Origin of the sequence: Streptomyces sp. NPDC045470, from assembly GCF_040646595.1 — a bacterium.
Classification (GTDB): Bacteria; Actinomycetota; Actinomycetes; order Streptomycetales; family Streptomycetaceae; genus Streptomyces.
Map to the genome: position 1 here is coordinate 284,598 of NZ_JBEZAN010000005.1, position 23,073 is coordinate 307,670.

Annotated in this window: 21 protein-coding genes and 1 pseudogene; 14 read left to right on the forward strand and 8 right to left on the reverse strand. The window is 72.4% G+C overall.

Going from position 1 to position 23,073, the window contains the following annotated elements:
• Position 1: 1 nt before the first annotated feature.
• The 9 genes and pseudogenes from narH (at position 2) to AB0A97_RS18650 (ending at position 8,460) form a co-directional block, all read left to right on the forward strand.
• Positions 2–1,549 carry a nitrate reductase subunit beta gene (gene narH, locus AB0A97_RS18610; protein ID WP_361150778.1) on the forward strand — a complete coding sequence of 516 codons (1,548 nt, stop codon included), beginning with the start codon at positions 2–4 and terminating at the stop codon, positions 1,547–1,549.
• Positions 1,546–2,295 carry a nitrate reductase molybdenum cofactor assembly chaperone gene (gene narJ / locus AB0A97_RS18615; RefSeq protein ID WP_361150781.1) on the forward strand — a complete coding sequence of 250 codons (750 nt, stop codon included), beginning with the start codon at positions 1,546–1,548 and terminating at the stop codon, positions 2,293–2,295. Before narH ends, narJ begins: the two co-directional genes overlap by 4 nt.
• Positions 2,292–3,080 (forward strand): respiratory nitrate reductase subunit gamma, encoded by a 789-nt coding sequence (narI, locus tag AB0A97_RS18620; protein WP_361150784.1) that lies wholly within the window; start codon positions 2,292–2,294, stop codon positions 3,078–3,080. Before narJ ends, narI begins: the two co-directional genes overlap by 4 nt.
• Positions 3,081–3,300: 220 nt before the next feature.
• Positions 3,301–4,476, forward strand: a complete 1,176-nt coding sequence (locus tag AB0A97_RS18625) for an MFS transporter (RefSeq protein WP_361151095.1) — start codon at positions 3,301–3,303, stop codon at positions 4,474–4,476.
• Positions 4,477–4,579: 103 nt separating this feature from the next.
• A complete protein-coding gene (hemG, locus tag AB0A97_RS18630) occupies positions 4,580–6,076 on the forward strand; it encodes a protoporphyrinogen oxidase (RefSeq protein ID WP_361150786.1) in 1,497 nt (498 codons plus the stop codon).
• Positions 6,077–6,185: 109 nt separating this feature from the next.
• Positions 6,186–7,052 carry an alpha/beta hydrolase gene (locus AB0A97_RS18635; protein ID WP_361150789.1) on the forward strand — a complete coding sequence of 289 codons (867 nt, stop codon included), beginning with the start codon at positions 6,186–6,188 and terminating at the stop codon, positions 7,050–7,052.
• Positions 7,052–7,201, forward strand: a pseudogene (locus AB0A97_RS18640) (respiratory nitrate reductase subunit gamma); the annotation flags it as partial. The gene AB0A97_RS18635 and the pseudogene AB0A97_RS18640, both read left to right, overlap by 1 nt.
• A 175-nt stretch (positions 7,202–7,376) precedes the next feature.
• Positions 7,377–7,565: a respiratory nitrate reductase subunit gamma gene (locus tag AB0A97_RS18645; RefSeq protein ID WP_361150792.1), complete on the forward strand. Its 189-nt coding sequence runs from the start codon at positions 7,377–7,379 to the stop codon at positions 7,563–7,565.
• Positions 7,566–7,722: 157 nt separating this feature from the next.
• Positions 7,723–8,460 (forward strand): response regulator transcription factor, encoded by a 738-nt coding sequence (locus tag AB0A97_RS18650; RefSeq protein ID WP_361150795.1) that lies wholly within the window; start codon positions 7,723–7,725, stop codon positions 8,458–8,460.
• Between the two features lie 172 nt (positions 8,461–8,632).
• Here the strand turns inward: AB0A97_RS18650 and AB0A97_RS18655 are convergent, their stop codons facing one another.
• Positions 8,633–9,331, reverse strand: a complete 699-nt coding sequence (locus tag AB0A97_RS18655) for a CBS domain-containing protein (RefSeq protein WP_361150797.1) — start codon at positions 9,329–9,331, stop codon at positions 8,633–8,635.
• 306 nt (positions 9,332–9,637) lie between these two features.
• Here AB0A97_RS18655 and AB0A97_RS18660 point away from each other — a divergent pair, with 306 nt between their 5' ends.
• Complete coding sequence (locus AB0A97_RS18660) at positions 9,638–11,320, forward strand: GAF domain-containing sensor histidine kinase (RefSeq protein WP_361151098.1); 1,683 nt, start codon at positions 9,638–9,640, stop codon at positions 11,318–11,320.
• 19 nt (positions 11,321–11,339) lie between these two features.
• Here AB0A97_RS18660 and AB0A97_RS18665 read toward each other — a convergent pair whose 3' ends face one another.
• Entirely contained in the window at positions 11,340–11,876 is a 537-nt protein-coding gene (locus AB0A97_RS18665; RefSeq protein ID WP_361150800.1) for an EF-hand domain-containing protein, read from the reverse strand.
• Positions 11,877–12,908: 1,032 nt separating this feature from the next.
• Between AB0A97_RS18665 and AB0A97_RS18670 the strand changes: the two genes are divergently transcribed.
• Complete coding sequence (locus tag AB0A97_RS18670; protein WP_361150803.1) at positions 12,909–13,292, forward strand: hypothetical protein; 384 nt, start codon at positions 12,909–12,911, stop codon at positions 13,290–13,292.
• A 151-nt stretch (positions 13,293–13,443) separates the two neighbouring features.
• On the opposite strand, the gene AB0A97_RS18675 is transcribed toward AB0A97_RS18670, so the two are convergent.
• Together AB0A97_RS18675 and AB0A97_RS18680 are read right to left on the reverse strand one after the other, a co-directional pair.
• A complete protein-coding gene (locus AB0A97_RS18675) occupies positions 13,444–13,890 on the reverse strand; it encodes a hypothetical protein (protein WP_361150806.1) in 447 nt (148 codons plus the stop codon).
• A 587-nt stretch (positions 13,891–14,477) separates the two neighbouring features.
• Positions 14,478–15,716, reverse strand: a complete 1,239-nt coding sequence (locus tag AB0A97_RS18680) for an MFS transporter (RefSeq protein ID WP_361150809.1) — start codon at positions 15,714–15,716, stop codon at positions 14,478–14,480.
• A gap of 154 nt (positions 15,717–15,870) precedes the next feature.
• Here AB0A97_RS18680 and AB0A97_RS18685 point away from each other — a divergent pair, with 154 nt between their 5' ends.
• A complete protein-coding gene (locus AB0A97_RS18685; RefSeq protein ID WP_361150811.1) occupies positions 15,871–16,878 on the forward strand; it encodes a helix-turn-helix domain-containing protein in 1,008 nt (335 codons plus the stop codon).
• A gap of 63 nt (positions 16,879–16,941) precedes the next feature.
• Here the strand turns inward: AB0A97_RS18685 and AB0A97_RS18690 are convergent, their stop codons facing one another.
• Positions 16,942–17,382, reverse strand: a complete 441-nt coding sequence (locus AB0A97_RS18690; protein WP_361151101.1) for a pyridoxamine 5'-phosphate oxidase family protein — start codon at positions 17,380–17,382, stop codon at positions 16,942–16,944.
• Positions 17,383–17,609: 227 nt separating this feature from the next.
• Entirely contained in the window at positions 17,610–18,479 is an 870-nt protein-coding gene (locus AB0A97_RS18695; protein WP_361150813.1) for a universal stress protein, read from the reverse strand.
• 238 nt (positions 18,480–18,717) lie between these two features.
• Here AB0A97_RS18695 and pflB point away from each other — a divergent pair, with 238 nt between their 5' ends.
• Both pflB and pflA read left to right on the forward strand, forming a co-directional pair.
• On the forward strand, positions 18,718–20,976 hold the full coding sequence (pflB, locus tag AB0A97_RS18700) for a formate C-acetyltransferase (RefSeq protein WP_361150816.1): 2,259 nt from the start codon (positions 18,718–18,720) through the stop codon (positions 20,974–20,976).
• Positions 20,976–21,791, forward strand: a complete 816-nt coding sequence (gene pflA / locus AB0A97_RS18705; protein ID WP_361150819.1) for a pyruvate formate-lyase-activating protein — start codon at positions 20,976–20,978, stop codon at positions 21,789–21,791. The genes pflB and pflA overlap by 1 nt, the downstream gene beginning before the upstream one ends.
• Positions 21,792–21,807: 16 nt before the next feature.
• Here pflA and AB0A97_RS18710 read toward each other — a convergent pair whose 3' ends face one another.
• A complete protein-coding gene (locus AB0A97_RS18710) occupies positions 21,808–22,119 on the reverse strand; it encodes a hypothetical protein (protein WP_361151104.1) in 312 nt (103 codons plus the stop codon).
• Between the two features lie 64 nt (positions 22,120–22,183).
• On the reverse strand, positions 22,184–22,987 hold the full coding sequence (locus tag AB0A97_RS18715; RefSeq protein WP_361150821.1) for a CbiX/SirB N-terminal domain-containing protein: 804 nt from the start codon (positions 22,985–22,987) through the stop codon (positions 22,184–22,186).
• Positions 22,988–23,073 lie beyond the last annotated feature (86 nt).

Genomic DNA, 23,073 nt, shown 5'->3' on the forward strand with positions numbered 1-23,073 from the left:
CATGCGCGTCATGGCCCAAGTGGCGATGGTGATGAACCTCGACAAGTGCATCGGCTGCCACACCTGCTCGGTCACCTGCAAGCAGACGTGGACCAACCGCACCGGTGTGGAGTACGCCTGGTTCAACAACGTCGAGACCAAGCCCGGCGTCGGCTACCCGCGCCGCTACGAGGACCAGCGGCAGTGGAAGGGCGGCTGGGAGCTGGACCGGCGCGGGCGCCTGGTACTGCGCTCCGGCGGCCGCCTCAAGCGCCTGGCCTCCCTGTTCTCCAACCCCGACCTGCCGGCCATCGAGGACTACTACGAGCCGGTCACCTACGACTACGACCATCTCGTCAGCGCCCCGGCCGGCCAGGACGTGCCCGTCGCGCGCCCCCGCTCGGTGCTCACCGGCAAGCCGACCGCCATCACCTGGGGCGCCAACTGGGAGGACGGCCTGGGCGGCGCGGCCGAGACGGCGGCCGGCGATCCCAACCTGAGCGGGGACCTGGCCGAGAAGGTGAAGTTCGAGTTCGAGCAGACCTTCCTGTTCCACCTGCCGCGGCTGTGCGAGCACTGCCTCAACCCGGCCTGCGTCTCCGCCTGCCCGTCCGGGGCGATGTACAAGCGGGCCGAGGACGGCATCGTCCTCGTCGACCAGGACCGCTGCCGCGGCTGGCGGATGTGCGTCACCGCCTGCCCGTACAAGAAGGTCTACGTCAACCACGCCACCGGCAAGGCCGAGAAGTGCACCTTCTGCTTCCCGCGCATCGAGGCCGGACAGCCCACCGTCTGCTCCGAGACCTGCGTCGGCCGTCTGCGCTACCTCGGCCTGGTCCTCTACGACGCCGACCGGGTCGGCGAGGCCGCCGCCGTGGCCGACGAGCAGGACCTGCTGGACGCCCAGCGGAACGTCTTCCTCGACCCCGCCGACCCCCGAGTCCGCGCCGCCGCCCGGCGGTCCGGCATTCCCGAGGACTGGATCGACGCCGCCCGCCGCTCACCCGTACGCGCCCTGATCAGCGAGTACCAGGTGGCCCTGCCGCTGCACCCGGAGTACCGCACCCTGCCCATGGTCTGGTACGTGCCGCCGCTGTCCCCGGTCCTGGACGCCGTCGGCGAGGCGGGCGGCGACGCCGAGGACCCCGACCATGTCTTCGCCGCCGTCACCCGGCTGCGCATCCCGCTGGACTACCTGGCCAACCTCTTCGCCGCCGGAGACACCGACGTCGTCGCCGGGGTGCTGATGAAACTGACCGCGCTGCGCAGCCACATGCGGCAGCGCAGCCTCGGCGAGCAGGGCGACGAGAGCGCCCTCAAGGCTGTCGGACTCACGTCAGCGCAAGCCGAGGACCTGCACCGGCTGCTGGCCGTCGCCAAGTACGCCGACCGGTACGTGGTGCCCGCCGCCCACCGGGAGGACGCCGCCGCGCTCAGCGCGATGGAGGACCGCTGCCCCGTGGAGAGCACCGACGCCCCGCCCGGCTCCGACCGCAAGGTCATGCTCGGCATTCCCGCCCTGCGGCGACGCGCCACCACCTCCGACAGCCTCGCGGGAGACACCGCATGAGCACCCTGCGCACGCGCATCCGCCCGGCAGCCCGTCCCGGCCCCGAAGAGACCGCTCAGCGCGCGCTCCTGCTGCGGCTGCTGTCGCTCCTGTTGCAGTACCCGGACGCCGAACTGACCGCCGAGCGACCCGCGCTGGCCGCGGCCGTGAACGCACTGCCGCCCTCGCCCGCCGCCGACGAGCTGGCCACCTTCACCACCTGGTACGCGGCCCAGCCTGCCGAGGCCCTGGAAAGCCACTACGTGGAAATCTTCGACCTGCGCCGTAAGAGCAGCCTCTACCTCACCTACTACCTGCACGGCGACACCCGCCGACGGGGCATGGCCCTGCTCACCCTCGCCCAGACCTACCGGGCCGCAGGATGGAGTGCCGACAGCGGCGAACTCCCCGACCACCTGCCCGTCGTCCTGGAATTCGCCGCGCTGGCCGGCCCGCGCGCCGGAGAAGCGCCGCTGCGCCGCCACCGGCGCGGCCTGGAACTCATCCACCACGCCCTGTCCGACGTGCGATCCCCCTACGCCGGGCTGCTGACGGCGCTGCTGTCGCTGCTGCCGCCGGCCAGTGACGCGGAGCTGGCGGCCGTGGCGAAGCTGGCAGCCGAAGGGCCGCCCGCCGAGGACGTCGGCCTCGACCCGTACAGCGGCACCGGCTTCGCCCCGCCCGGCACCTTCGTGCCGCCCGCACCGGCCCGGCCGACGCTGATGCCCCCTCTGACCGGCCCCATGGATTCGGAGCCCCGCCGATGAGCGCCGCCAGCAGCCCCCTCACCGCGATGAACGGCACCGACCTGCTGCTGTGGGTCGCCGTCCCCTACATCTGTCTGGCCGTCTTCGTCGTCGGACACGTCTGGCGGTTCCGCAAGGACCAGTTCGGCTGGACCAGCCGCACCAGCCAGCTACTGGAACACCGCTGGCTGCGCTGGGGCAGCCCGCTGTTCCACCTCGGCGCGTTCGCCGTGATCGCCGGACACGTCGTGGGCCTGGCCGTTCCCGCCTCCTGGACCGAGGCGGTGGGCATCGGCGAGCACACCTACCACACCGTGGCGGTGGCCCTCGGCTCCGTGGCCGGTGCGGCCATGGTCGTGGGCCTGGGCATGCTCAGCGCCCGCCGCCTGCTCGCCCCGCGCATCCGCACCCGGACCAGCTCCAGCGACAAGGTGCTCTTCCCGCTGCTGGCCGTCACCGTCGTGCTGGGCATCGCCGCCACCGTCGTCCACAACATCGCCGGCGGCGGATACGACTACCGCTCCACCGTCTCGGTCTGGTTCCGCGGACTGTTCCTGCTGCAACCGCAGCCCGGGGCCATCTCCGGCGCACCCCTGCTGTTCCAGTTGCACGCCCTGACAGCGTGCCTGCTGTTCGCGGCCTGGCCCTTCACCCGCCTCGTCCACGTGTGGAGCGCCCCCGTCGGCTACCTGCGACGCCCGTACCTGGTCTACCGGCGGAAGCCGGCCGCCCGGGCGTACGACCGGCGCCCCGGTGCCCCCGCCGGCGCCCGGCGCGAGCTGACCGGGTCCAAGGCTCCCCGGTAGCAGCGGCCCCGCGCGCGATGAATGGCCCGTCCCCGGTGGGCGGGTTCGATGAAGCTGAGAGACGGGAGCCGGGTGCCGGCCGCGGGACGCAGGTCCCGCGCCGGACGGCTGCCGGAACGACTTGAACGAGAGGTACCCGATGTGCCCGCTTGAGGAAACCGCCCGTGCCACGCCGTCGGAGGCGGCAGGCCGCGCCGCCCCGGCCGGCCGCCCGGCGATCATGCTCACCCTGGCGACGCTGGGCTTCGCGGTGAACTTCTGGGCGTGGGCGTTGCTGAGCCCGCTGGGCCCGCGCTTCAAGGAGACCCTGGCACTCAGCTCGTTCGAGCAGTCCCTGCTGGTGGCGGTGCCGGTCGTGGTCGGGTCGCTGGGCCGGATCCCGGTGGGGGCGCTGACCGACCGGTTCGGCGGCCGGGCGATGTTCCCCCTGGTGTCCGCCGCGACGATCGTGCCGGTGCTCTACCTGGGCCTGTTCGGTCACTCCTCGCTGGTCGCCCTGTTGATCGGCGGCTTCTTCCTGGGCATCGGCGGCACGGCCTTCGCCGTCGGCGTGCCGTTCGTCAGCGGCTGGTACCCGCCGGAGCGGCGCGGGCTGGCCATCGGCGTCTTCGGCGCCGGCATGGGCGGCACCGCCATCAGCGCGCTGACGACCGTCAAGCTGGTCGACGCGCACGGCATGGCCAACCCGTTCCTGATCACCGCGGCGGTGCTGGCCGTCTACGCCGTGCTGGCCGCCGTACTGCTGCGGGACGCGCCCGGCCGCACCGTACCGAGCGAACCGCTGGCCCGCCGCCTGGCCGACACCGCACGTCTGCCCGTCACCTGGCAGGCATCCGCCCTGTACGCCGTGGCGTTCGGCGGCTACGTCGCCTTCTCGGTCTACCTCCCGACCTACCTGAAGACCGGGTACGGGCTGGGCCAGGCCGACGCCGCCAACCGGATGGCCGGCTTCGTGCTGCTCGCGGTGGCCATGCGCCCGGTCGGCGGCTGGCTGTCGGACAAGGCGGGTTCGGTCCGTGTCCTCGCCGGATCGCTGGCGGTCGTCGTCGTGGGCGCCGCCGTACAGTCCGCGACCCCGCCGCTCGCGCCGGTGGGCACCATCGCCTTTCTGGCCATGGCCGCCGCGCTCGGCGCGGGCAGCGGCGCCTCCTTCGCCCTGGTGGCCCTGCTGGCCCCGGCGAACAAGGTCGGCTCGGTCACCGGTGTGGTCGGCGCGGCGGGCGGCCTGGGCGGATTCATTCCCCCGCTGGTGATGGGCGTGATCTTCAGCGCCTCCGGGAGTTTCGCCCTGGGCCTGCTCCTGCTGGCCCTGGTCTCGGCCGCCGCCCTGGCGTTCACCGTCACCCGGGTCCGGCGGGCCGCCGCCCGGACCGGGACCTCCGCGGACACCGCGTGAGCGCGCCGACGCCCCGTCACCTCGATGGCGGAACCGGCCCGGTGGCTCTCCGGCGGCTCCGCGAAGACACCCTGAAACGACCTCGGAAAGGCAGCGCATCCAGATGAACGCGACCAGCGTCCCGCGCCCACGACCTGCCTCCGTACCGCCCGGCCCGGAGGAATCCCGGCCGCACGTCGTGGTGGTCGGCGGCGGCATCGCCGGACTGGCCGCCGCCGCTCGCCTCAGCGGCGCGGCGGGCGGCTCCGGGTTCGCGGGACGGGTGACGCTCTTGGAGTCCGCCGGCCGGCTCGGCGGCAAGCTCCGCGGCGGCGAGGTGGGCGGTGTCCCCGTGGACCTGGGGGCCGAGGCGGTGTTCGTCCGGCAGCCGGCCGTCGTCGAGCTGGCCCGGGAGACGGGCCTGGGGGACGAGCTGGAGCCGCCGGTCACGACGGAAGCCTCCCTGTGGACCCGCGGCGCGCTGCGCCCCCTGCCCCGGGGCCACCTCATGGGCATTCCCGCGGACCTCGACGCCCTGGCCGACAGCGGGGTGCTGTCCGCCGACGGCCTCGCGCGCGCCCGCGAGGACCGATGGCTCCCGCGTACCGAAGTGGGCGACGACATCGCGGTCGGCCGCTACGTGGCCGCCCGGCTGGGACGGGAAGTGGTCGACCGGCTCGTCGAACCCCTGCTCGGCGGCGTCTACGCCGGGCAGGCCGACCGCATCTCCCTGCGCGCCGCCCTGCCGCAGCTCCTCCCCGTCGCCCGCGAGGAGCGGTCCCTGCTCGAAGGCATCCACCGGATGCGGACAGCGGCACCCGCGCCGGAGCCCGGCGCCGCCGTACCGCCGTTCCGGAGCGTACGGGGCGGTCTGGGACGCCTGCCCCTGGCCGTCGCCCGGGCCTGCCGGTCGGCGGGCGTGGACATCCGTACCGCCACCGCGGCCCGCGCGCTGCGCCGTACGGAAGACGGGTGGCGGCTGACGGTACGGAGCGCGGGCGGCGAACAGCGGCTCGAAGCGGACGCCGTGGTGCTCGCCGTGCCCGCGCCCGTTGCCGCGCGGCTGCTGGCCGACGAGGTGCCGGCCGCGGCCGCCGCGCTGCGCACCGTCGAGTACGCGGACATGGCGCTGGTCACCCTGGTCTACGACCAGGCGGACCTGCCGGGCGCCCTGCCGGGCAGCGGCTTCCTGGTCCCGCCGGTGGACGGCCGCCTCATCAAGGCGTCCACGTTCCTGAGCAGCAAATGGGCGTGGCCGGGCCGGTGCGCGCCCGGCACAGCCGTGGTGCGCACGTCGATCGGCCGGTACGGGGAGGACACCGCCCTCCGCCTCGACGACGAGGAACTGGTGGCCCGTTCACGCGCCGAACTGCGCGCCGCGACCGGCCTGGCGGCCACCCCGCGCGCCACCGCTGTCACCCGCTGGGCCACCGGCCTGCCGCAGTACACCGTCGGCCATGGCGCCCGGATGGCCCGCGTGCGGGAGCACGTGGGGCAGCTCGGCACGCTGGCCGTCTGCGGGGCCGCGTACGACGGTGTCGGCATCACCCGTTGCGTCGAGAGCGCGCAGCGGGCGGCCGAAGCCATCACGGCGGAACTCGGCGCCCGCCGCCGGAGGTGAGGAATTCCGGCGCCGTACTCGTGGTGCGGCGCCCGGCGTTTAGGCTGCCCGTGCACGCTTGGCCTTCACCCTTTGAAGGAGCCTCAGTGGCACCGGTAGGTTCTCCGCGATGATTTCGACAGCGACGCAGGGCCTCGCATCGATGGCCGACGGGGCGCGGTTGCGTTGGATGGCGCTGGGGGACACGACTCGGCAGCCGCCCGTGGTCATGCTCCATGGTGGTCCGGGCCTGCCGGACTATCTGGGCGATGTCGCACCGATGATCGCGGACCTCGCACCCGTGTACCGGTACGACCAGCGTGGCACCGGCCAGTCCCCGTGGCGGGGACGCCATTCCCTCGCCCGGCATGTCGAGGACCTCGCCGAACTGCTCGATGCGTGGGACGTGCCCAAGGCCGTGCTGATCGGGCATTCCTACGGCACCGACCTGGCGAGCCGGTTCTGTCTGGCGCACCGGGACCGGGTTGCCGCCATGCTGCTGATGTGCGGGCCGTTCGTCGGTGACTGGCGCACCGCGGACCGAGTCGAGCGCGACCGTCGCATGTCCGCAGCGCAGCAGGAGCGACTGCGCGCATTGGAGGACTTGCCGCACCGCACGGAGGAGCAGGAAGTCGAGCTGCTCACACTGGCCTGGTTCACCGACCATGCCGATCCCGCACGCGGGTGGCGCTGGGCCGCGCAGGGCGCTCGGCAGCGGCGCCCCGTCAACTGGGCCATGAACGGCGAACTCGGCAAGGAAGGACGCGCGGACCCACTCGATGAGCACCTAGCCGACCTGCACGTCCGCCTGCCCGCGCGAACGGAACTCCTCGGCGGAGTCGACGATCCCCGCCCTCTGTCGGCCCTGGAATCACTCGCGCTCCGGCTCGATCTTCCACTGACGCGGATCGAAGGCGCTGGACATGAGCCCTGGCTGGAGCAGCCCGACTCCGTGCGTGCGCACCTTCGCAGATTCGTCATGTCATCGGCCTGCTGATCCCGCACGGCTGGACCGAGGCCGCCGGTCTCACCGAGCACACCTGCCACGTCACCGCCGTCGCCCTGAGCACCGTCGCGGGCGTGTGCACGCTCGGCGGCCTGGCCGCCCTCGGCTACCGGCGGCGTACCGTCGGCCTGGTCTTCGGCGCCGCCACGCGCAACGACAAGCTGAGGTACGTCCCGCTCACCTCGCCCTGGTGCATGGGCCGACCGCGACGGCCGACGCCGACATCGCCGGCGCGGGGTACGACTACCGCACCACTATCTCCTCCTGGTTCCGGTCCGTCCCCCCTTCCGGCCCGCCCCCGCCCTGATGAGCGGCGTGCCGCTGCTGTATCAGCCGCACGCGCTCAGCGCGCCGGCCCTGTTCGCCGTCTGGCCGTTCACCCGGCTCGTCCACATGCTCACCGTGTCCCTGGGCTGCCTCGCCCGCCCGTCCCTCGTCCACCGCGGCCGGGAGGCGCAGCCGGGCGCGCGCCCTCCCCGGCGGGGCTGGGCACGCGGCCGGTGAACCGTGGGACCTTCGGCACCCGCCGGCGGCGTACACCGGGGCCGTGCGCCCGGCAAGAAGGGCCGTCCGGCCCTGGCTCTTCGGCCCTGGTGTGCGGCAGGCTGCACATGGCACCGCCCGCGGGGGCGGGCCGCATCAGGAACATCGGAGCTGTGTGATGACGGAGAACCCTGCCGACGCCCGGACGAAGGCACCGGTCAGCGTCTTCCTGCTCGACGACCACGAGGTGGTGCGCCGCGGCGTGCACGACCTCCTGGACGCCGAGCCGGATCTGACCGTGGTGGGGGAGGCGAACACCGCCGAACAGGCGTTGGTGCGTATCCCCGCCCTGCGTCCGCAGGTGGCGGTCCTGGACGTCCGGCTGCCCGACGGCGACGGGGTGAGCGTCTGCCGCGAACTGCGCTCGCGCATGCCGGACCTGGTGTGCCTGATGCTGACCTCCTTCGACGACGAGGAGGCGCTGCTGGACGCGATCATGGCGGGGGCCGCCGGGTACGTGCTCAAGCAGATCACCGGCACCGACCTGGTCAGCGCCGTACGGACGGTGGCTTCGGGCCAGTCGCTGCTGGACGCCGGCGCCACCGCGCGCGTCATGGCCCGGCTGCGCGGTGAGACCCGGCAGGAGGAACCGAAGCCGGGCCTGCCGGGGCTGAGCGAGCGGGAACGGGAGATCCTGGCGCTGGTGGGCGAGGGGCTGACCAACCGGGAGATCGGCAAGCGGCTCTTCCTCGCGGAGAAGACGGTCAAGAACAACATCTCCCGCCTGCTGGCCAAGCTCGGCGTGGAACGCCGGGTCCAGGCCGCGGTCATCGCCACCCAGGCACTCGCCGCCGCCCCGGAGTCCCGACCCGGGGCTGCCTCCGCGACGCCGCGCGCGGGCGGTCCGCGGGTGTGAGGGCGTAGCGGCTCCCGGAGTACGACCGGCGGGGCCGGTGGGGTCGGCGGGGCGGATGGGACGGATGGGGCTGGCGGATCAATGGGGTCGACGGGACCGACAGGGCCGATGGGGCCGATGGGGTCGGCTTCCCGGCCGGACGGCGTGACGCCGCGCGCGGCCGGGGGACCGGTCACTCCCGTGTGCGCCGTAAAGGCTCTCCGTACGGGCCGCCGTCGTCACCCGCGCGCGGGACGAGGCGGCTGACCACGCCCACCACCCCGTCCACCCGCCAGGTCAGGCCGATCGCGGCCGGGATGTCGTCCTCGTGCGCGAGCGTTCCCCGCAGGGTCACCAGGCCGTCCCGTACCGACACCCGCACCGCGTCCGGCGGCACGCCCAGCTCGCGTCCCAGCACCTCGCCGACCACCTCCCCGAGGATCTGCTCGTCCGGCCGCAGGAAGACCCGCAGCAGGTCCCGGCGGGTGGTGATCCCGATGAGCCGGTCCTCCTCGTCCACGACGGGCAGCCGGTCGACCTGCCGGCGTTGCATGAGGCGCGCGGCGTCCGCGACGCGGTGTTCCGGGTGCACGGTGACCGCCGGTGTCGTCATCACTTCGCCCGCGGTCGCGCCCCCGGGCGCACCGGTGCCGGCCGGGCGGCACGGAGCCGGGCGGGGCAGCCGCCCGGCCGGGCTCCCGGGCCGGTCACCCGGGGGCGCGGGCAGGTCCGTACGGGACACCACCCCCATGACCTTGTCGTCGCCGTCCACCACCGGCAGGCCGCTGATCCGGTGGACGTCGAGCAGCCGGGCCAGCTCCTTGGCCGGGGTGTCCGGGCGGGCCTGTACGACCTCCCACGTCATCACCTCGGCCACGGTGCGGTTCTGCACGGCGGTACCTCCCCTCCTTCGGTGCCTCACGGAACCGGCCTCCGGGCCGGCCGCTTTTTCCCCGCTGATCGAGTCTGGCCGAGGCCGCGGCCCCGGAGCAGGGGCCATCCGCCTCCGTCCGAGGGCCACTCGCCCCCGGTACGCCGTCCGCCGCTCCCGGAACGTCACGCGCGCGGCCCGGGCGGGAGCGGGCGGCCACCGGGGTCCGATGGCGTGTTCGCACAGGGATACGCTGGCCGGGTAAGGCGGGCGACCGAAGAAGGAGGGCCGGTGGGCACGCAGGAGCCGTTGTCGCGGATGCCGCAGATGCGACTGGACGAGTTGCTGGAAGAGCTGCAGGCACGCATCGACGCCGCGCGCGGCACCCGGGACCGGGTGCACAGCCTGCTGGAGGCCGTGGTCTCGGTGGGGCGGGAACTGGACCTGCCGCAAGTGCTCCGGCGCATCGTCGAAGCCGCGGCGCTGCTGGTCGACGCCCAGTACGCGGCGCTGGGCGTGATCGGCCCGGACGGCAAGCGGCTGTCGCAGTTCCTCACCGTCGGTCTGACCCCCGAGGAGATCGCCGCGATCGGGCCGCTGCCGGCCGGGCACGGCCTGCTGGGCGAACTGATCCGCCACCCCGAGCCGTTGCGCCTCACCGACCTCGGTACCCACCCGTCGTCGTACGGCTTTCCCGCCCACCACCCGCCGATGCGCACGTTCCTCGGGGTGCCGATCCGGGTACGGGACGAGGTCTTCGGCAATCTGTACCTGACCGACAAGCGCGGCGGGCACGACTTCGACGCGGAGGACGAGTCGGTGATCTCCACGCTGTCGGTCGCCGCCGGCGTGGCCATCGACAACGCCCGGCTCTACGAGGGCGCGCAGCGCCAGCAGCGCTGGCTGAAGGCGGGCGCGGAGATCACCAACAGCCTGTTCTCCGGCATACCGCGCCTGGAGGTGCTGGAGCTGATCGCCCGCCGGGCCCAGGAGATCACCCGGGCGCAGCTCGCCGACGTCTGCGTCCCGATGCACGACACCGGTGACCTGGTCGTCGAACTGGCGCTCGGCGGGCACGGCGAGAAGCGTCGCGGTCTGGTGGTCCCGGTCGACGGCACGCTGTCCGGCGCCGCCCTCACCGCGGGGAGGCCGGTCACCACGTCCGCCCTGGCGGGTGACGAGCGGTACGCCGCCGGGCCCCGGCGGTTCGACGGCCTGGGCCCGGCGGTGGCCGTGCCGTTGGACAGCGAGGGCGGCAGCGCCCGCGGCGTGCTGCTGCTGGCGCGCGCCGAGGGCGAGGCGGTGTTCACCGAAGGGGAGTTGGACCCGCTGCACGCGTTCGCCGGGCAGGCGGCCCTCGCCCTGGAACTGGCCGAGCGCCGACGCGACGCCGAACAGCTCGCGCTGCTGGAGGACCGCGACCGGATCGCCCGAGACCTGCACGACCTGGCCATTCAGCGACTGTTCGCCACCGGTATGACGCTGCAGAGCGCCGCCCGGCTGGTCGAGCACGCCGGGGCGGCGGAGCGGGTCACCCGGGCGGTGGGCGACCTGGACGAGACCATCAAGATCATCCGTTCGACGATCTTCGGTCTGCGGGTCAGGGAGGAGGACGCGGGGCCGAGCCTGCGGGCCCGGGTGGCGCGCGCGGTGGGGGAGGCCGGCACGGCGCTGGGCTTCCCGCCCCGGCTGAGCATGGAGGGCCTGCTGGACACCGACGTGCCGGCCCAGGTCGCCGACCACGTCGTGGCGGCCCTCACCGAACTGCTGAGCAATGCGGCCCGGCACGCGCACGCGACGCGGGTCGAGGTGGCGTTGCAGGCCACCGGCGACGAGGTCGTGCTGACCGTGACCGACAACGGCAAGGGCATCCCGGAGGGCGGCCGGCGCAGCGGACTGACCAACCTGGCCGAACGGGCGGACCGGGTGGACGGGACGATGGAGATCCGTACGCCCGACGGCGGGGGGAGCCAGGTGGTGTGGCGCGCTCCGCTGTCGGCGGGCACGTGACGGAGCCGCGTCAGCGGTGTCAGGAGTGGGTGCTCGGCACCGGCTGCCCGCCACCGTATGCCGCGGCCATGGGGGAGTCGCCGGTGGTGACGAACTTCTTGATGCTCGCCAGATAGGTGTCTCGTTCGAGCAGTCCGTCGTCGTCGGTGTCGAGAACGTCGAACGCGGCGGCCGCGTCGGTTCCGACGTTTCCCGCCGCGGTGCGCAGGCGGACGAAGTCGTCGCGGCTCAGGCGCCCGTCGGCGTCGGTGTCGGCGATGTCGAACAGCGAGCCCAGCGCGGGCCGGCAGGAGCGTTCAAAGGCATCGTGGCCCACCCAGGCGCGGTATTCCTCGAAGGTCACCCGCCCGTCGCGGTCGCCGTCCATGTCCTGGAAGACCGCCTCATGGGCGGCTCGCGAGGCCGCCACGACCGGGTGGTGGAGGTCGCGGCCCATGGCGGAGGCCACCCGGTCGACCCGTGCGAGGTATTCCGCATGGGTGATGGCGCCGTCGCCGTCGACGTCCAGCATGGCGAAGATGCGGTACTGCGGTGAGTCGAACCCTGGACTGGACACGGTGCTTCCTCCCGGCTGTTTCCGTGGTGTGGCAACCGCAAGTTACCCACGAAACAGGCGGAAGACGCATATATGGAGGAAACCGGGTATGCGTGTCGGGCCTTGCCCGAGCGCGGTTTGTTCGAACAGGCCCTGAACCTGACTCCGTCGGGGAGCTTGGTGGGGGCGAGAGCAACTATCGAGGGTTCGCCAGGACTTCGGCCGGGGGACCTCGTGCCGGTCCGGTCGTTCCTTCCCCTGTGGGTCGCTGAGGTGCAGCCGAAACGCGGCGAGGGAGATCGCGGAATGGAGTCGGGGAACCATCGTCATGATGACCGGACCGGACACCGAACCGCCGCCGGCGCCGCCGGCCGGTGCGGGGCAGGCCATGCGGGGGGGGGCTTCATTCTTAACGCCTTCACCGGCGAGACCGCATCATGGCGGTGGGAGGGGGCGGCACTGGTCCCCGCCGCGTCGGTCGCATCGGACGCCCAACGCACTCCTGAACTCCTTCGCGTCCGCCCCTCCGAGCACCCCCGGGAACCGCGCACCGCGCTGGCCGAACCGGCCTGAAGCGCGGCCGAGTCGCAGGGCGAGGAGATCGTCGCCGAGGGCGTCGAGGCTCCGGCCGGCACCGGCAGCAGCACCTGCTGAAGCTGACAGCCGCTCGAAGCGGTGACCTGGGAGCGTGGACGCGGAGACGCGCCATGTCGTCCGCGTCCACACATCATCCCCGAAGGAATGCATCGAAAGATGTACCCGACCATGTACCTGGGAATGAAATTTCCACTGCCGCGTCAAGGCCGTACCTCCCCCTGCTTTTCGCTTGTACAGTATTTCTGCAACTTCGGTGCAGTGCGGGCAGTGAGGTGACATGGGAGCAGGAACAGTAATGATTGTCCTGGGTGCCGGATTCATTGTCACGAACGCTGTGGGGGAAGGATATTTCTTTCTCGAATGGGCTGCAAAGCGCCAGCCTTTAGCGGGCGCCCTGCCTGCCGGTACGGGGTGTGTCTCGGCGGCGATTCACTGGCGCAGGGGGTTCAAGAGCACATGACGAAAAAACTTGTAGCCTGCGGTGTCGCGATCATGGGAATGGCCGTCATGACTGCCTGCGGCCCGACCGATGGCGAGTCCGTCTCATCGGACCACGCAACTACCGGCACCTCCAGTGCCAATGAACTGAGCGGAGCCAGGAAAAAGATCTTTTTTGATCTCCTTGAGAACACCAAGAACAAGCCCTCCGGGGTCAGCGACGAGGAACTCGTCAGGCAAGGCAACGCGATCTGCGCCACCGACGGGAACGGTGGTGTGGGCGGCGCCATCGGCAGCGCCATCGATGTCACCCGAGAGACCAAGAAGAAGCTCGACATCTCGTTCAAGGATGCAGTCGCCGTGGTCGGCGCGGCTCGCGCGGCCTGCAAGGCGCAGCCCTGAACCCACCTCGCGCTCTTACGAGATGGGCCGTCCGACGGGTGATCGCGAAACACGCAGAGCCGGGAGCGACCGCGTCGGCAGCGTCATCACCGCGCCTCATACGGCCGACATCCGGATCCGGCAATCACCTGCACGCGGACGAGGGGCACTGCTACTCGACGCGTTTGAACTCGTGGAAGTGGCAGCCGTCGGGGTCGCCGACCCCCCTGTACAGGCGGGGGTTCTCGCGACTGCCTGAGACGGCGAAACCTCCATCCGCCCCCGTCAGATCCAGATCATCCTCAGCGAAATCGCCGTGCGGTGTCTTGTGCGAGCCGGGTCGGATGCGCCAGGTGCCCCGTACCTCCTGAGGGGCAAGCTCAGGGTTGTCGCCGAAGACGTCGTACTTCGGCCAGTCGGTGGCTCGCATCGTCCCGTCGGCCTTCAGTTCCAGCTTGCCGGAGGGCGAGCCGACGTACTGGCCGACCAGGTCGTCCTCGGTCAATCCCTTCGGCCAGGCCCCCTCGGGGCCGCAGGCGAAGTACCGGGCGCACCCGGCCGAAGTCGCCGACGTAGCCACGACCAGTGAACAGGCCACGACCACAGCCTTCCAGCGCATCGCGATTCCCCCGATCAGTCAGATGAGCGGGATCAGTTTTTCAGAAACGACGAGACGGACAGCGGTGGGGGTGGCACGCTGACCGACCATGCGGCGGTTCCTTGCCGCCAGTGGCCCGTCTCCGGACGCTCAGTGAGTGACTCTGTGGCACCAGGGCGGCCGTCGCGCGGTTACCAGCGGGGTCGGGTTGAAGCACTGCCCCGCCCCTGCCTGCTGATCATGCATCCGGCGGGAAACTCCAGGGTTCCCGTTCCCGGCAGAGCCAAGCTGAAAGGCCGTCACGGAGGAGTCGGTGAGAGAGGCAAGCGGCCTGCTGGGCTCACTCGCCCGGATCTGGTCGGCAGTTGCCGTGCCGAACCGTTCGGCACGGTGGAACTCAAGGCCGACGGCACCTTTACCGCAACCGACTGGCCGGATCCCGGATTCTGACGGGCCCGGCAGCACCGCGGCGCATGCGGGTGGTGGAGCCGGTACGTGGAAGCTGGAACGCGAGGCCCGGCACATCGATATGGACGGTGATGTCCACCTGACCTTCACCGCGCCGGAAGCCGCCCGCGCCGGCGGCCCCAGGGCCTCGAACAAGCGCTTCACTCGTGGCAGTCCGAGGCCACGGAGGGCGCCCGCTGAGGCTCGCTCCGGGCGCGGTGGCGCCGTTCGCCGTCCTTCGCCGTGCGCGGTGCCAACAGGTGGCGGACGAGGGCGAGTACGGCGAGCAGTGCGACGAGTGCGCACACGCCGCGCCAGCCGGCCTGGCTCCAGACGCGTACACCGAGCCAGGAACCCGCACTGCCGCCCAGGTAGGCGCAGGTCATGTAGGCGGTGTTGAGCCTGCTGCGGGCGTCGGAGCGCAGGGCGTAGACGCGTACTTGGTTGGCGACCATGCCGGACTGCATCGTGACGTCGAGGAGCAGCGTGCCCACGACCAGGGCGGCCAGCCCCAGGGCGCCGCCCCGGGAGCCGGCGGTGAGGACGGCGGCCGAGACGAGAACGCCGAGCAGGCAGACGAGGTTCACCGGATCGGGACCGTGGCGGTCCACCAGGCGGCCGGCGAGCGGGGTGCAGAGCATGGTCGCCGCGCCGACCAGGGCGATCATGCCCACCGCTCGGGCGTCCAGCCCGTAGGCCGGACCGGTGAGCAGGAGCGCCAGACAGGTCCAGACCGCGGAGAACCCGGCGAAGACGGTTGCCTGGTAGAAGCACGAGCGGCGCAGGCCCGGCTCGGTGCGCAGCAGGCGCAGCGGTTCGGACAGGAGGGCCGCGTACCGCTGGCGGGAGGACGGGGCCGTGGTCGGCACCGTGAACGCCAGAACGCAGGCCAGGAGCAGCGCCACGACCGCGGCGACGAGGTAGGGAGCCCGCCAGCCCAGCCATTCGCCGAGCGTGCCGCTGAAGGTCCGGGCCAGCAGCATGCCGCCGGTCGATCCGCTCAGCAGGGTGCCGAGCACCGCTCCCTGGCGGTCGGCGCCCACGAGACCGGCCGCCAGAGGGCCGACGATCTGCGCGCCCACCGTGGTCAGACCGACCACGGCGCCGGCGGCGACGAGGGGCGGCAGCGCCGGCGCGCAGCCCGCGGCGAGCAGTGCCAGACCGGTCAGGGCGAGCAGGGTGACGAGGAACGGGCGGTGCGGCAGCCGGTCACCGAGCGGCACGAGCAGGACTGTCCCGGCCGTGTAACCGATCTGTGTGGCGGTCACCACCACGGCGGCCGCGTCGGGCGACACGTGCAGCCCGGAGGCGACCAACGGACCGATGGCCTGCGGGAAGTAGATGTTGCCGACCGCCACGGCACAGGTGACCGCCAGGAGCAGCACGGTACGACGGTTCATTCCTCGGTCCCCCGGGGGAGACCGGCCGCCGCCGCGCCGATGTCGCACTCCGCCCCGGCGGCAAACGCCGCCCACCGCTCATGAGTTGTGTTGGTCATGGCAGGAAGTCCACGGCATCGACGGTACGTCGCCAATCGATGTAGCGTACGGCTTAATGATCAGCTTTGTGCTCGGCGTCGAGGACCTCGCGGACACCCGGTTCGCCCTGTCCCCCCTGCACGAGACCCTGTTCAGCCTGCGCGTGCTGCAGGACCCGGGCCTGTCCGCGCTGCACCTGCCCTGGCGCAGGTCCGTACTCGGCGAGCTGGGCGCGCTCGACACCGGTCTGCTGATGTCCTTGGTCGCGCAGCGGCGTACGCTCCCCGACTTCCTGACGCCGAACCCCACGAGCTTCGCCCCAGCGTTCGAGGAAGAACTCGCCCTCGTCCGCCGGACGCCCGCTGCCCGCGTCCGCCACGACCTGCTGCTCGCGCACGCCCCCGACCCGCTCCCCGAGGCGCTCGGCGACGTGTCCCTCGCCGACGACGCGTCGGTCGCCGGTCTCCGCGACGCCCTCTGCGACCTCCTGCGGCAGTACTGGCAGGTGGCCGTCGAGCCGCTGTGGCCGCAGATCCGGCTGGTGCTGGAAGCCGACATGACCTACCGCGCCCGGCGGCTCGCCCTGGGAGGCGCCCGGCTGCTCTTCGCCGACATGCACCCGAACCTGCGCTGGCGGGACGGCGAGCTGTACATCCACCAGATGATCAGCAGGCACCGGGTCGAGGCGTCCGGCCGGGGGCTGCTGCTCCTCCCGTCCGTGTTCGCGCACAAGCCCGCGCCGCCGGTCGGCCCGGACGAGGCGCCGAGTCTCGTCTATCCCAGCCGGGGAGTGGCCACCCTGTGGGGCCCGGAGGCGCCGGTCGTCAGCACGGCCGCCCTGACGTCCCTGCTCGGCGCGGCCCGGGCACGGCTGCTCAGCCTCCTCGAAGAGCCGCTGCCGACCGTCGAGCTGGCCCGCCGCCTGAAGGTCACCCCGAGCGCCGTCTCCCAGCACCTGCGCGTCCTGCACGCCACCGGACTGGTCACCCGGACCCGGGACGGACGGCATGTGCTGTACCGGAGGAGCGCGCTCGGCGACCGGCTCACGGGCACCGCCGACGGAGCGCCGGCCGACGACCGCTGAGCGGCAGCAGGAGCCGGGTACGCGCCCCGTACGGCGCCGGTCCCGCCGCAGGGAGCCGCTGCCTCAACGCCCCTCGCCGCCCGCGGCGCACACCGCGACCGCGGGCTGCGCCACCAGCCGGAATCCGGTGACCAGGTCCGGCTGGATGCGCAGCACGCCGTTCATGGTCTGCGCCACCCACGGCCGCAGCAGATCCTCGTAGCGGGCCACCTGCGCCGGATCGGCCACCAGCCGGGCGTATCCGGTGACGATGACGCTCCAGCCCAGGCGGGTGTGCGGATCGATGGCATCGGCCTCGTAGGCGACCACCAGACCCGCCTCGCCCGCGGGCGGCGCGATCGAGGTGAGGGTCGCCCCGTCGTTGAGCCGGACGACGATGTCCTCCCCGTCGAGGAGGTGATTGACCGGGCGGATGGCCGGCAGGGCGTTCTGGGTGAACACGAGCCGGCCGAGCGGGACACTGCCCAGCAGCCGCAGCGATTCCTCCCGGGGCAGTTGCTGCATCCCCCGGGCCGCCAGCTCGCGGCGTACCTCGACATGCTGTGCGTCTTCGTCGTTCATGCTGCACACTCTCTGCTCCGGCGGCGCTCGTCCGGGCACTCGTTGCCTGACCGCCAGCCTTCCCGGAGCGGGCTCCCGGCGACAGGGCCGAACGGGCCCCGGTGCGGGCCATTTCGCCCGTGACGGCGGGAGAGCCCCACCCATGAGGGCCCATGGCCGGGCACCGGCTCTCACGGATGAGGCACCACCGCCACCGGGCACGGCGCGTGGTGCAGCGCCGCGTGCGCGACCGCGCCGATCTTCCGCAGGTCGTGGCGGCCCGGACTGCGCCGCCCCACCACCAGGAGCCGGGCCCGTGCGCAGCCGGCCAGCAGGACCTGCCCCGCGCCGCCCATCTCGACGTGCTCGACGACCTCCACCTGGGGGAAGCGCTCGCGCCACGGCCGTACGGCGTCGGCCAGCCGCTTGCGCTCCAGCGGCTCCAGGCCGCCGGCGTCGTCGGCCGCGCGCATGGCTTCGCCGCCCCACACCAGGACGGGCGGGATGTTCCAGGCCCGTACCGCCCGCAGGGTCGTGCCCTGGGCCGCGGCGGCCGCGAAGGCGAACTCCAGCACCGGTCCGCTCTCCCGCCCGTCCTGCACCCCCACCACCACCTCGTCCCGCGGCTGCTCCGCTTCGTCGCGGCGGGGGCTGCGGACGAGGACGACGGGGGTGGTGGCCTGCCGCAGTACGTGCAGGCCCACCGAGCCGAGCAGATAGCCGACCAGCGTGCCGTGGCCGCGCGAGCCCAGCACCAGCAGGTCCGCCGCGGCAGCCTCGGCGAGCAAGGCCGGTACCGTCTCGGCCGCCAGGATCTCCCTGGTGACGGGCAGGTCGGGGAAGTTTTCGGCCACCCGGGCCGCGGCCTCCCGCAGCCCCCCCGCGGCCCAGTGGCGCTGCACCTCCTCGTCCGCCGCGACCGGCACGTCCAGGGGACGCCAGATCCACGCGTGCACCAGCCGCAGCCGCGCTCCGCGCCGTGCGGCCTCGGCGGCGGCCCAGTCGGCGGCGGCGAGGCTGTGGTCGGTTCCGTCGAGGCCGACGGTGACGATGCCGGGCATACGGGCCTCCTGAGGAAGGAACGGAAGTACGTCCGACCCCCACTCTCGGGGCACGGCGGCCGCCGCGGGGACGGCCCCAAGGTCCCGCGCCCGGGGACCAACGTCCTCCCGGCACACGGTCCCTCGCCCGCCGAGGGCCCTTCGGCCTCCGGGTCGGGACCAACGCCGACCTCGGTGAACGGCACGCGGCAGTGCAATGGGGGCGGGCGCAGGCACAGCTATTCGGAAGGTGCGCACCATGACCGCAACACCTGTGGAGAAGACGACCGGCGACACGGCGTGGGAGGGTTTCGAGGGCGAACGGTGGCGGGACGCCGTCGATGTCCGCGCCTTCGTCCAGCACAACCACGTCCCGTACGAGGGCGACGGCTCCTTCCTCGCGGGCCCGACCGAGCGCACCACCGCGGTGTGGCAGAAGCTGCTCGGCATGTTCCCGGACGAGCGGAACCGGGGCATCCACGACGTGGACATCCACACCCCGTCCCGCATCGACGCGTTCGCGCCCGGTTACGTCGACGAGGAACGCGACCTGATCGTCGGCCTCCAGACCGACGCCCCGCTCAAGCGCGCCATCATGCCGGGCGGCGGCTGGCGGATGGTCGAGGGCGCCCTGGCGGCGTACGGGTACGAGGCCGACCCGGCGGTCAAGGAGATCTACACCCGGCTGCGCAAGACCCACAACGACGGCGTCTTCGACGCGTACACCCCCGAGATCCGCGCCTGCCGCTCCGCCGGCATCATCACCGGCCTGCCCGACGCCTACGGCCGGGGCCGCATCATCGGCGACTACCGCCGCGTCGCGCTCTACGGCGTCGACCGGCTCGTCGAGGACAAGCAGGCCGCCAAGGCCGAGGCGGACGCGCAGTGGCCCACCGAGGACGTGATCCGCGAGCGCGAGGAGATATCCGAGCAGATCAAGGCGCTCGGCGAACTGAAGGCCATGGCCGCCGCGTACGGGTACGACATCGCCCGGCCCGCCGCCACCGGCCGCGAGGCCGTGCAGTGGCTCTACTTCGGCTACCTGGCCGCCGTCAAGGAGCAGAACGGCGCGGCCATGTCGATCGGCCGCATCGACACCTTCCTCGACATCTACCTCCGCCGCGACATCGAGCGCGGCACCCTCGACGAGGAGCGGGCGCAGGAACTGATCGACGACTTCGTCATCAAGCTGCGCATCGTACGGTTCCTGCGCACCCCGGAGTACAACGAGCTGTACTCCGGCGACCCCACCTGGGTCACCTGGTCGCTGGCCGGAATCGGCGAGGACGGCCGCCCGCTCGTATCCCGTACGACCTTCCGCGCCCTCCAGACGCTCTACAACCTGGGTCCGGCCCCCGAACCCAACCTGACCGTCTTCTGGTCGCCGCGCCTGCCGCGCGGCTTCAAGGACTTCGCCTCGAAGGCCGCCATCGACACCTCCGCGCTCCAGTTCGAGTCCGACGAGCTGATGCGGCCCAAGTACGGGGACGACACGGCCATCGCCTGCTGCGTGTCGGCCATGGCGGTCGGCAAGCAGATGCAGTTCTTCGGCGCCCGCGTCAACGTCGCCAAGGCCCTGCTGTACGCCATCAACGGCGGCCGGGACGAGGTGACCGGCAAGACCGTGGTGGCGGGCTTCGAGCCGGTCGAGGGCGAGTACCTGGACTACGCCACCGTCGCCGAACGCTACGACGCGATGCTGGAGTGGCTGGCCAAGACGTACGTCCACGCCCTGAACGTCATCCACTACATGCACGACAAGTACGCCTACGAACGCATCGAAATGGCCCTGCACGACCGCGCCGTGCTGCGCACCATGGCCTGCGGCATCGCCGGCCTTTCGGTCGCCGCGGACTCGCTGTCGGCCGTCAAGCACGCCCGGGTGCGCGCCGTCCGGGACGCAACCGGGCTGGTCACGGGTTACGAGACCGAGGGCACGTACCCGGCGTACGGCAACAACGACGACCGGGCCGACCAGATCGCCAAGGACATCGTCCACACGTTCATGCAGAAGGTGCGCAAGCACCCCACCTACCGGGACGCCGTGCACACCCAGTCCGTGCTGACCATCACCTCCAACGTCGTCTACGGCAAGAAGACCGGCGCCACCCCGGACGGGCGTCCGGCGGGCGAGCCCTTCGCGCCCGGCGCCAACCCGATGAACGGCCGCGACGAGCACGGCTACCTCGCCTCCGCCCTGTCGGTCGCCAAGCTGCCGTACGACGACGCCGAGGACGGCATCTCGCTGACCAACACCATCACCCCGGACGCGCTCGGCCGCACCGAGCAGGAGCGGATCGCGAACCTGACGGGCGTGCTGGACGGCTACACGGCCGGCGGCGGCTTCCACATGAACGTCAACGTGCTGGACCGGGCGACCCTGGAAGACGCCATGGCGCACCCCGAGAAGTACCCGCAGCTGACGATCCGGGTGTCCGGCTACGCGGTCAACTTCGTCCGGCTGACGCGCGAGCAGCAGCTCGACGTCCTCAACCGCACCTTCCACGGAGCCCTGTGATGTCCCCCGAGACCGCGGTGCCCCTCGCCGGAGCGCGGGCGGCCCTGGAAGCCACGACGCCGGCCGGTGCGGTCGGGCACCGGCCGGTCGCCGGGTCGGTGCACTCCTGGGACCTGTCCACCGGCGTCGACGGTCCCGGCACCCGCTTCGTGACGTTCCTGGCGGGCTGCCCGCTGTCCTGCCTGTACTGCCACAACCCCGACACCTGGAAGATGCGCGACGGCAAGCGCGTCCTGGCCGACGCCATGGTGGCCGAGGCGGCGAAGTACCGGGCGTTCATCCGGGCCGCGGGCGGCGGCGCCACCCTCAGCGGCGGCGAACCGCTCCTCCAGCCCGTCTTCGCCGGCGAGCTCCTCCACCGCTTCAAGCACGAACTCGGCCTGCACACGGCCCTGGACACCTCCGGCTACCTCGGTGTCCGGGCCACCGACGCGCTGTTGCGCGACACCGACCTCGTGCTGCTGGACATCAAGTCCTGGGACCCCGCCCTCTACCAGAGGCTCACCGGCCGGCACCTGCGCCCGACCCTGGATTTCGCCCGGCGGCTGGCCCGCCTCGACAAGGAGGTGTGGGTACGCTTCGTGCTCGTCCCCGGGCTGACCGACGCCCCCGCGAACATCGCGGGCGTGGCCTCCTTCGCCGCCTCGCTCGGCAACGTGACCCGGGTGGACGTACTGCCCTTCCACAAACTCGGCGCCGCCAAATGGGAACGCCTCGGCCTGGACTTCACGCTGCGGGACACCCCGACCCCCACCGCTCCCGAAGTGGCGGCGGCCCGCGGGGCTTTCGCGGAATACGGCCTGTCGGCAGTGTGAGGAACCCGCTCTCCCGTCAGCCGAACCGCACGCTGGCAAAGGCCGCGTCACGCGGTGCCTGCTGACCGGGAGCGAGCGGTACGGCCCGCCCCTTGCACTTCTTGCCCGAGAAAAGGACGGCCGGTGTCTTCGTGGCATTGCGGGCACCGTGCGCCTGCTGCTGCATCGTCAGGCACCGGCCGTTCGGCGGATTCTCCACCAGATACGACTTGCCCTTCGGCCCCAGCCAGACGAACGACCCCGTCGCGGCGGACGCTTCGCCCGTGGAAAGGGTCGCGGCGAAAGTGAGCCCCGCGAGAGCCACGGCGACCGGACGCAAGACACGCATCATTCATCCTCTTTCTGGAACGGTTTCCGGAAACGGCTGACCGGCCGGACCGGCCGCCGTCCGGTCAACGACGCCCAGCGGTGTCCGACACGCCTGGTACGTCCCATCGGGCCACCCGGTCACCGAGGCCGGTCTCCGCCGCCGCCGGCCCGGCGCAGGCGTCGAAACGGGCGAGGACGAGGCGGGCCATGGCCTCCTGGGCGCCGAGAGGACGGGCGATGATCACGCACCCCGCCCGGCCGGCCTCCTCGGCGAGGCGGTCGGAGAAGCGTCCGGAGGCCATCAGGTAGGGCAGGGCAGCGACGCGGGTGCGGCCTTCGGCACGCAGGTCGGCTGCCGTACGGGCCAGGGACCGGCCGTCCGCGGAACCGTCGCACAGGACGGCCGGCCGTACCGGAACGGGGGCACCCCGCCGGGCGCACAGCGCCGCTGCCAGGTCCCGGGCAGCGGCGTGGCAACTGTCGTCGCCACCCGGCCGGCGCGAGCCCGCGGCAGCCAGGACGACGGCGTCCGCAGGGAAACCGGCGTGCGACTCGGCCTCCTGGAGACGGTGCGCGAGCGCCTCGACGAGCAGCGGATGCGGAGCCAGCGGTCGCGCGGCGCGAGCAGGCCCGAGCAGCGCGGGCAGATCCACGGAGAAATGAAATCCCGACCCCAGCAACAAAGGCACCACGACCGCGGGTACGCCGTGCAGGGCGGCCACCGCCTCGTCGACCGTGGGACGGTGAATGTCGAAAAAAGCGGTTTCCACCCGCAGCGCCGGACGCAGGGCGCGCACGTGCGCCAGCAACCGGTGTGTTTCCGTTTGCGCCCGGGCCTCGCGACTGCCGTGAGCGGCGGCGATCAGCACAGGGGAACGGGAATCCATGCCGTCACGCTAAAGGCGTACGCGCGCCGCGGAAAGGCACTGCTGGTCCCGGCTGCACAGGGGCGACCGGCCCTGGTTAAAAGGCC

Excerpts from the sequence above, each read along its gene's own strand:
- narH (WP_361150778.1), top strand. The coding sequence starts at position 2 with ATGCGCGTCATGGCCCAAGTGGCGATGGTGATGAACCTCGACAAGTGC.
- narJ (WP_361150781.1), top strand. The coding sequence starts at position 1,546 with ATGAGCACCCTGCGCACGCGCATCCGCCCGGCAGCCCGTCCCGGCCCC.
- narI (WP_361150784.1), top strand. The coding sequence starts at position 2,292 with ATGAGCGCCGCCAGCAGCCCCCTCACCGCGATGAACGGCACCGACCTG.
- AB0A97_RS18625 (WP_361151095.1), top strand. The coding sequence starts at position 3,301 with ATGCTCACCCTGGCGACGCTGGGCTTCGCGGTGAACTTCTGGGCGTGG.
- hemG (WP_361150786.1), top strand. The coding sequence starts at position 4,580 with ATGAACGCGACCAGCGTCCCGCGCCCACGACCTGCCTCCGTACCGCCC.
- AB0A97_RS18635 (WP_361150789.1), top strand. The coding sequence starts at position 6,186 with ATGATTTCGACAGCGACGCAGGGCCTCGCATCGATGGCCGACGGGGCG.
- AB0A97_RS18650 (WP_361150795.1), top strand. The coding sequence starts at position 7,723 with ATGACGGAGAACCCTGCCGACGCCCGGACGAAGGCACCGGTCAGCGTC.
- AB0A97_RS18660 (WP_361151098.1), top strand. The coding sequence starts at position 9,638 with ATGCGACTGGACGAGTTGCTGGAAGAGCTGCAGGCACGCATCGACGCC.
- AB0A97_RS18670 (WP_361150803.1), top strand. The coding sequence starts at position 12,909 with ATGACGAAAAAACTTGTAGCCTGCGGTGTCGCGATCATGGGAATGGCC.
- AB0A97_RS18675 (WP_361150806.1), bottom strand. The coding sequence starts at position 13,890 with ATGCGCTGGAAGGCTGTGGTCGTGGCCTGTTCACTGGTCGTGGCTACG.
- AB0A97_RS18680 (WP_361150809.1), bottom strand. The coding sequence starts at position 15,716 with ATGAACCGTCGTACCGTGCTGCTCCTGGCGGTCACCTGTGCCGTGGCG.
- AB0A97_RS18685 (WP_361150811.1), top strand. The coding sequence starts at position 15,871 with ATGATCAGCTTTGTGCTCGGCGTCGAGGACCTCGCGGACACCCGGTTC.
- AB0A97_RS18690 (WP_361151101.1), bottom strand. The coding sequence starts at position 17,382 with ATGCAGCAACTGCCCCGGGAGGAATCGCTGCGGCTGCTGGGCAGTGTC.
- AB0A97_RS18695 (WP_361150813.1), bottom strand. The coding sequence starts at position 18,479 with ATGCCCGGCATCGTCACCGTCGGCCTCGACGGAACCGACCACAGCCTC.
- pflB (WP_361150816.1), top strand. The coding sequence starts at position 18,718 with ATGACCGCAACACCTGTGGAGAAGACGACCGGCGACACGGCGTGGGAG.
- pflA (WP_361150819.1), top strand. The coding sequence starts at position 20,976 with ATGTCCCCCGAGACCGCGGTGCCCCTCGCCGGAGCGCGGGCGGCCCTG.
- AB0A97_RS18710 (WP_361151104.1), bottom strand. The coding sequence starts at position 22,119 with ATGCGTGTCTTGCGTCCGGTCGCCGTGGCTCTCGCGGGGCTCACTTTC.
- AB0A97_RS18715 (WP_361150821.1), bottom strand. The coding sequence starts at position 22,987 with ATGGATTCCCGTTCCCCTGTGCTGATCGCCGCCGCTCACGGCAGTCGC.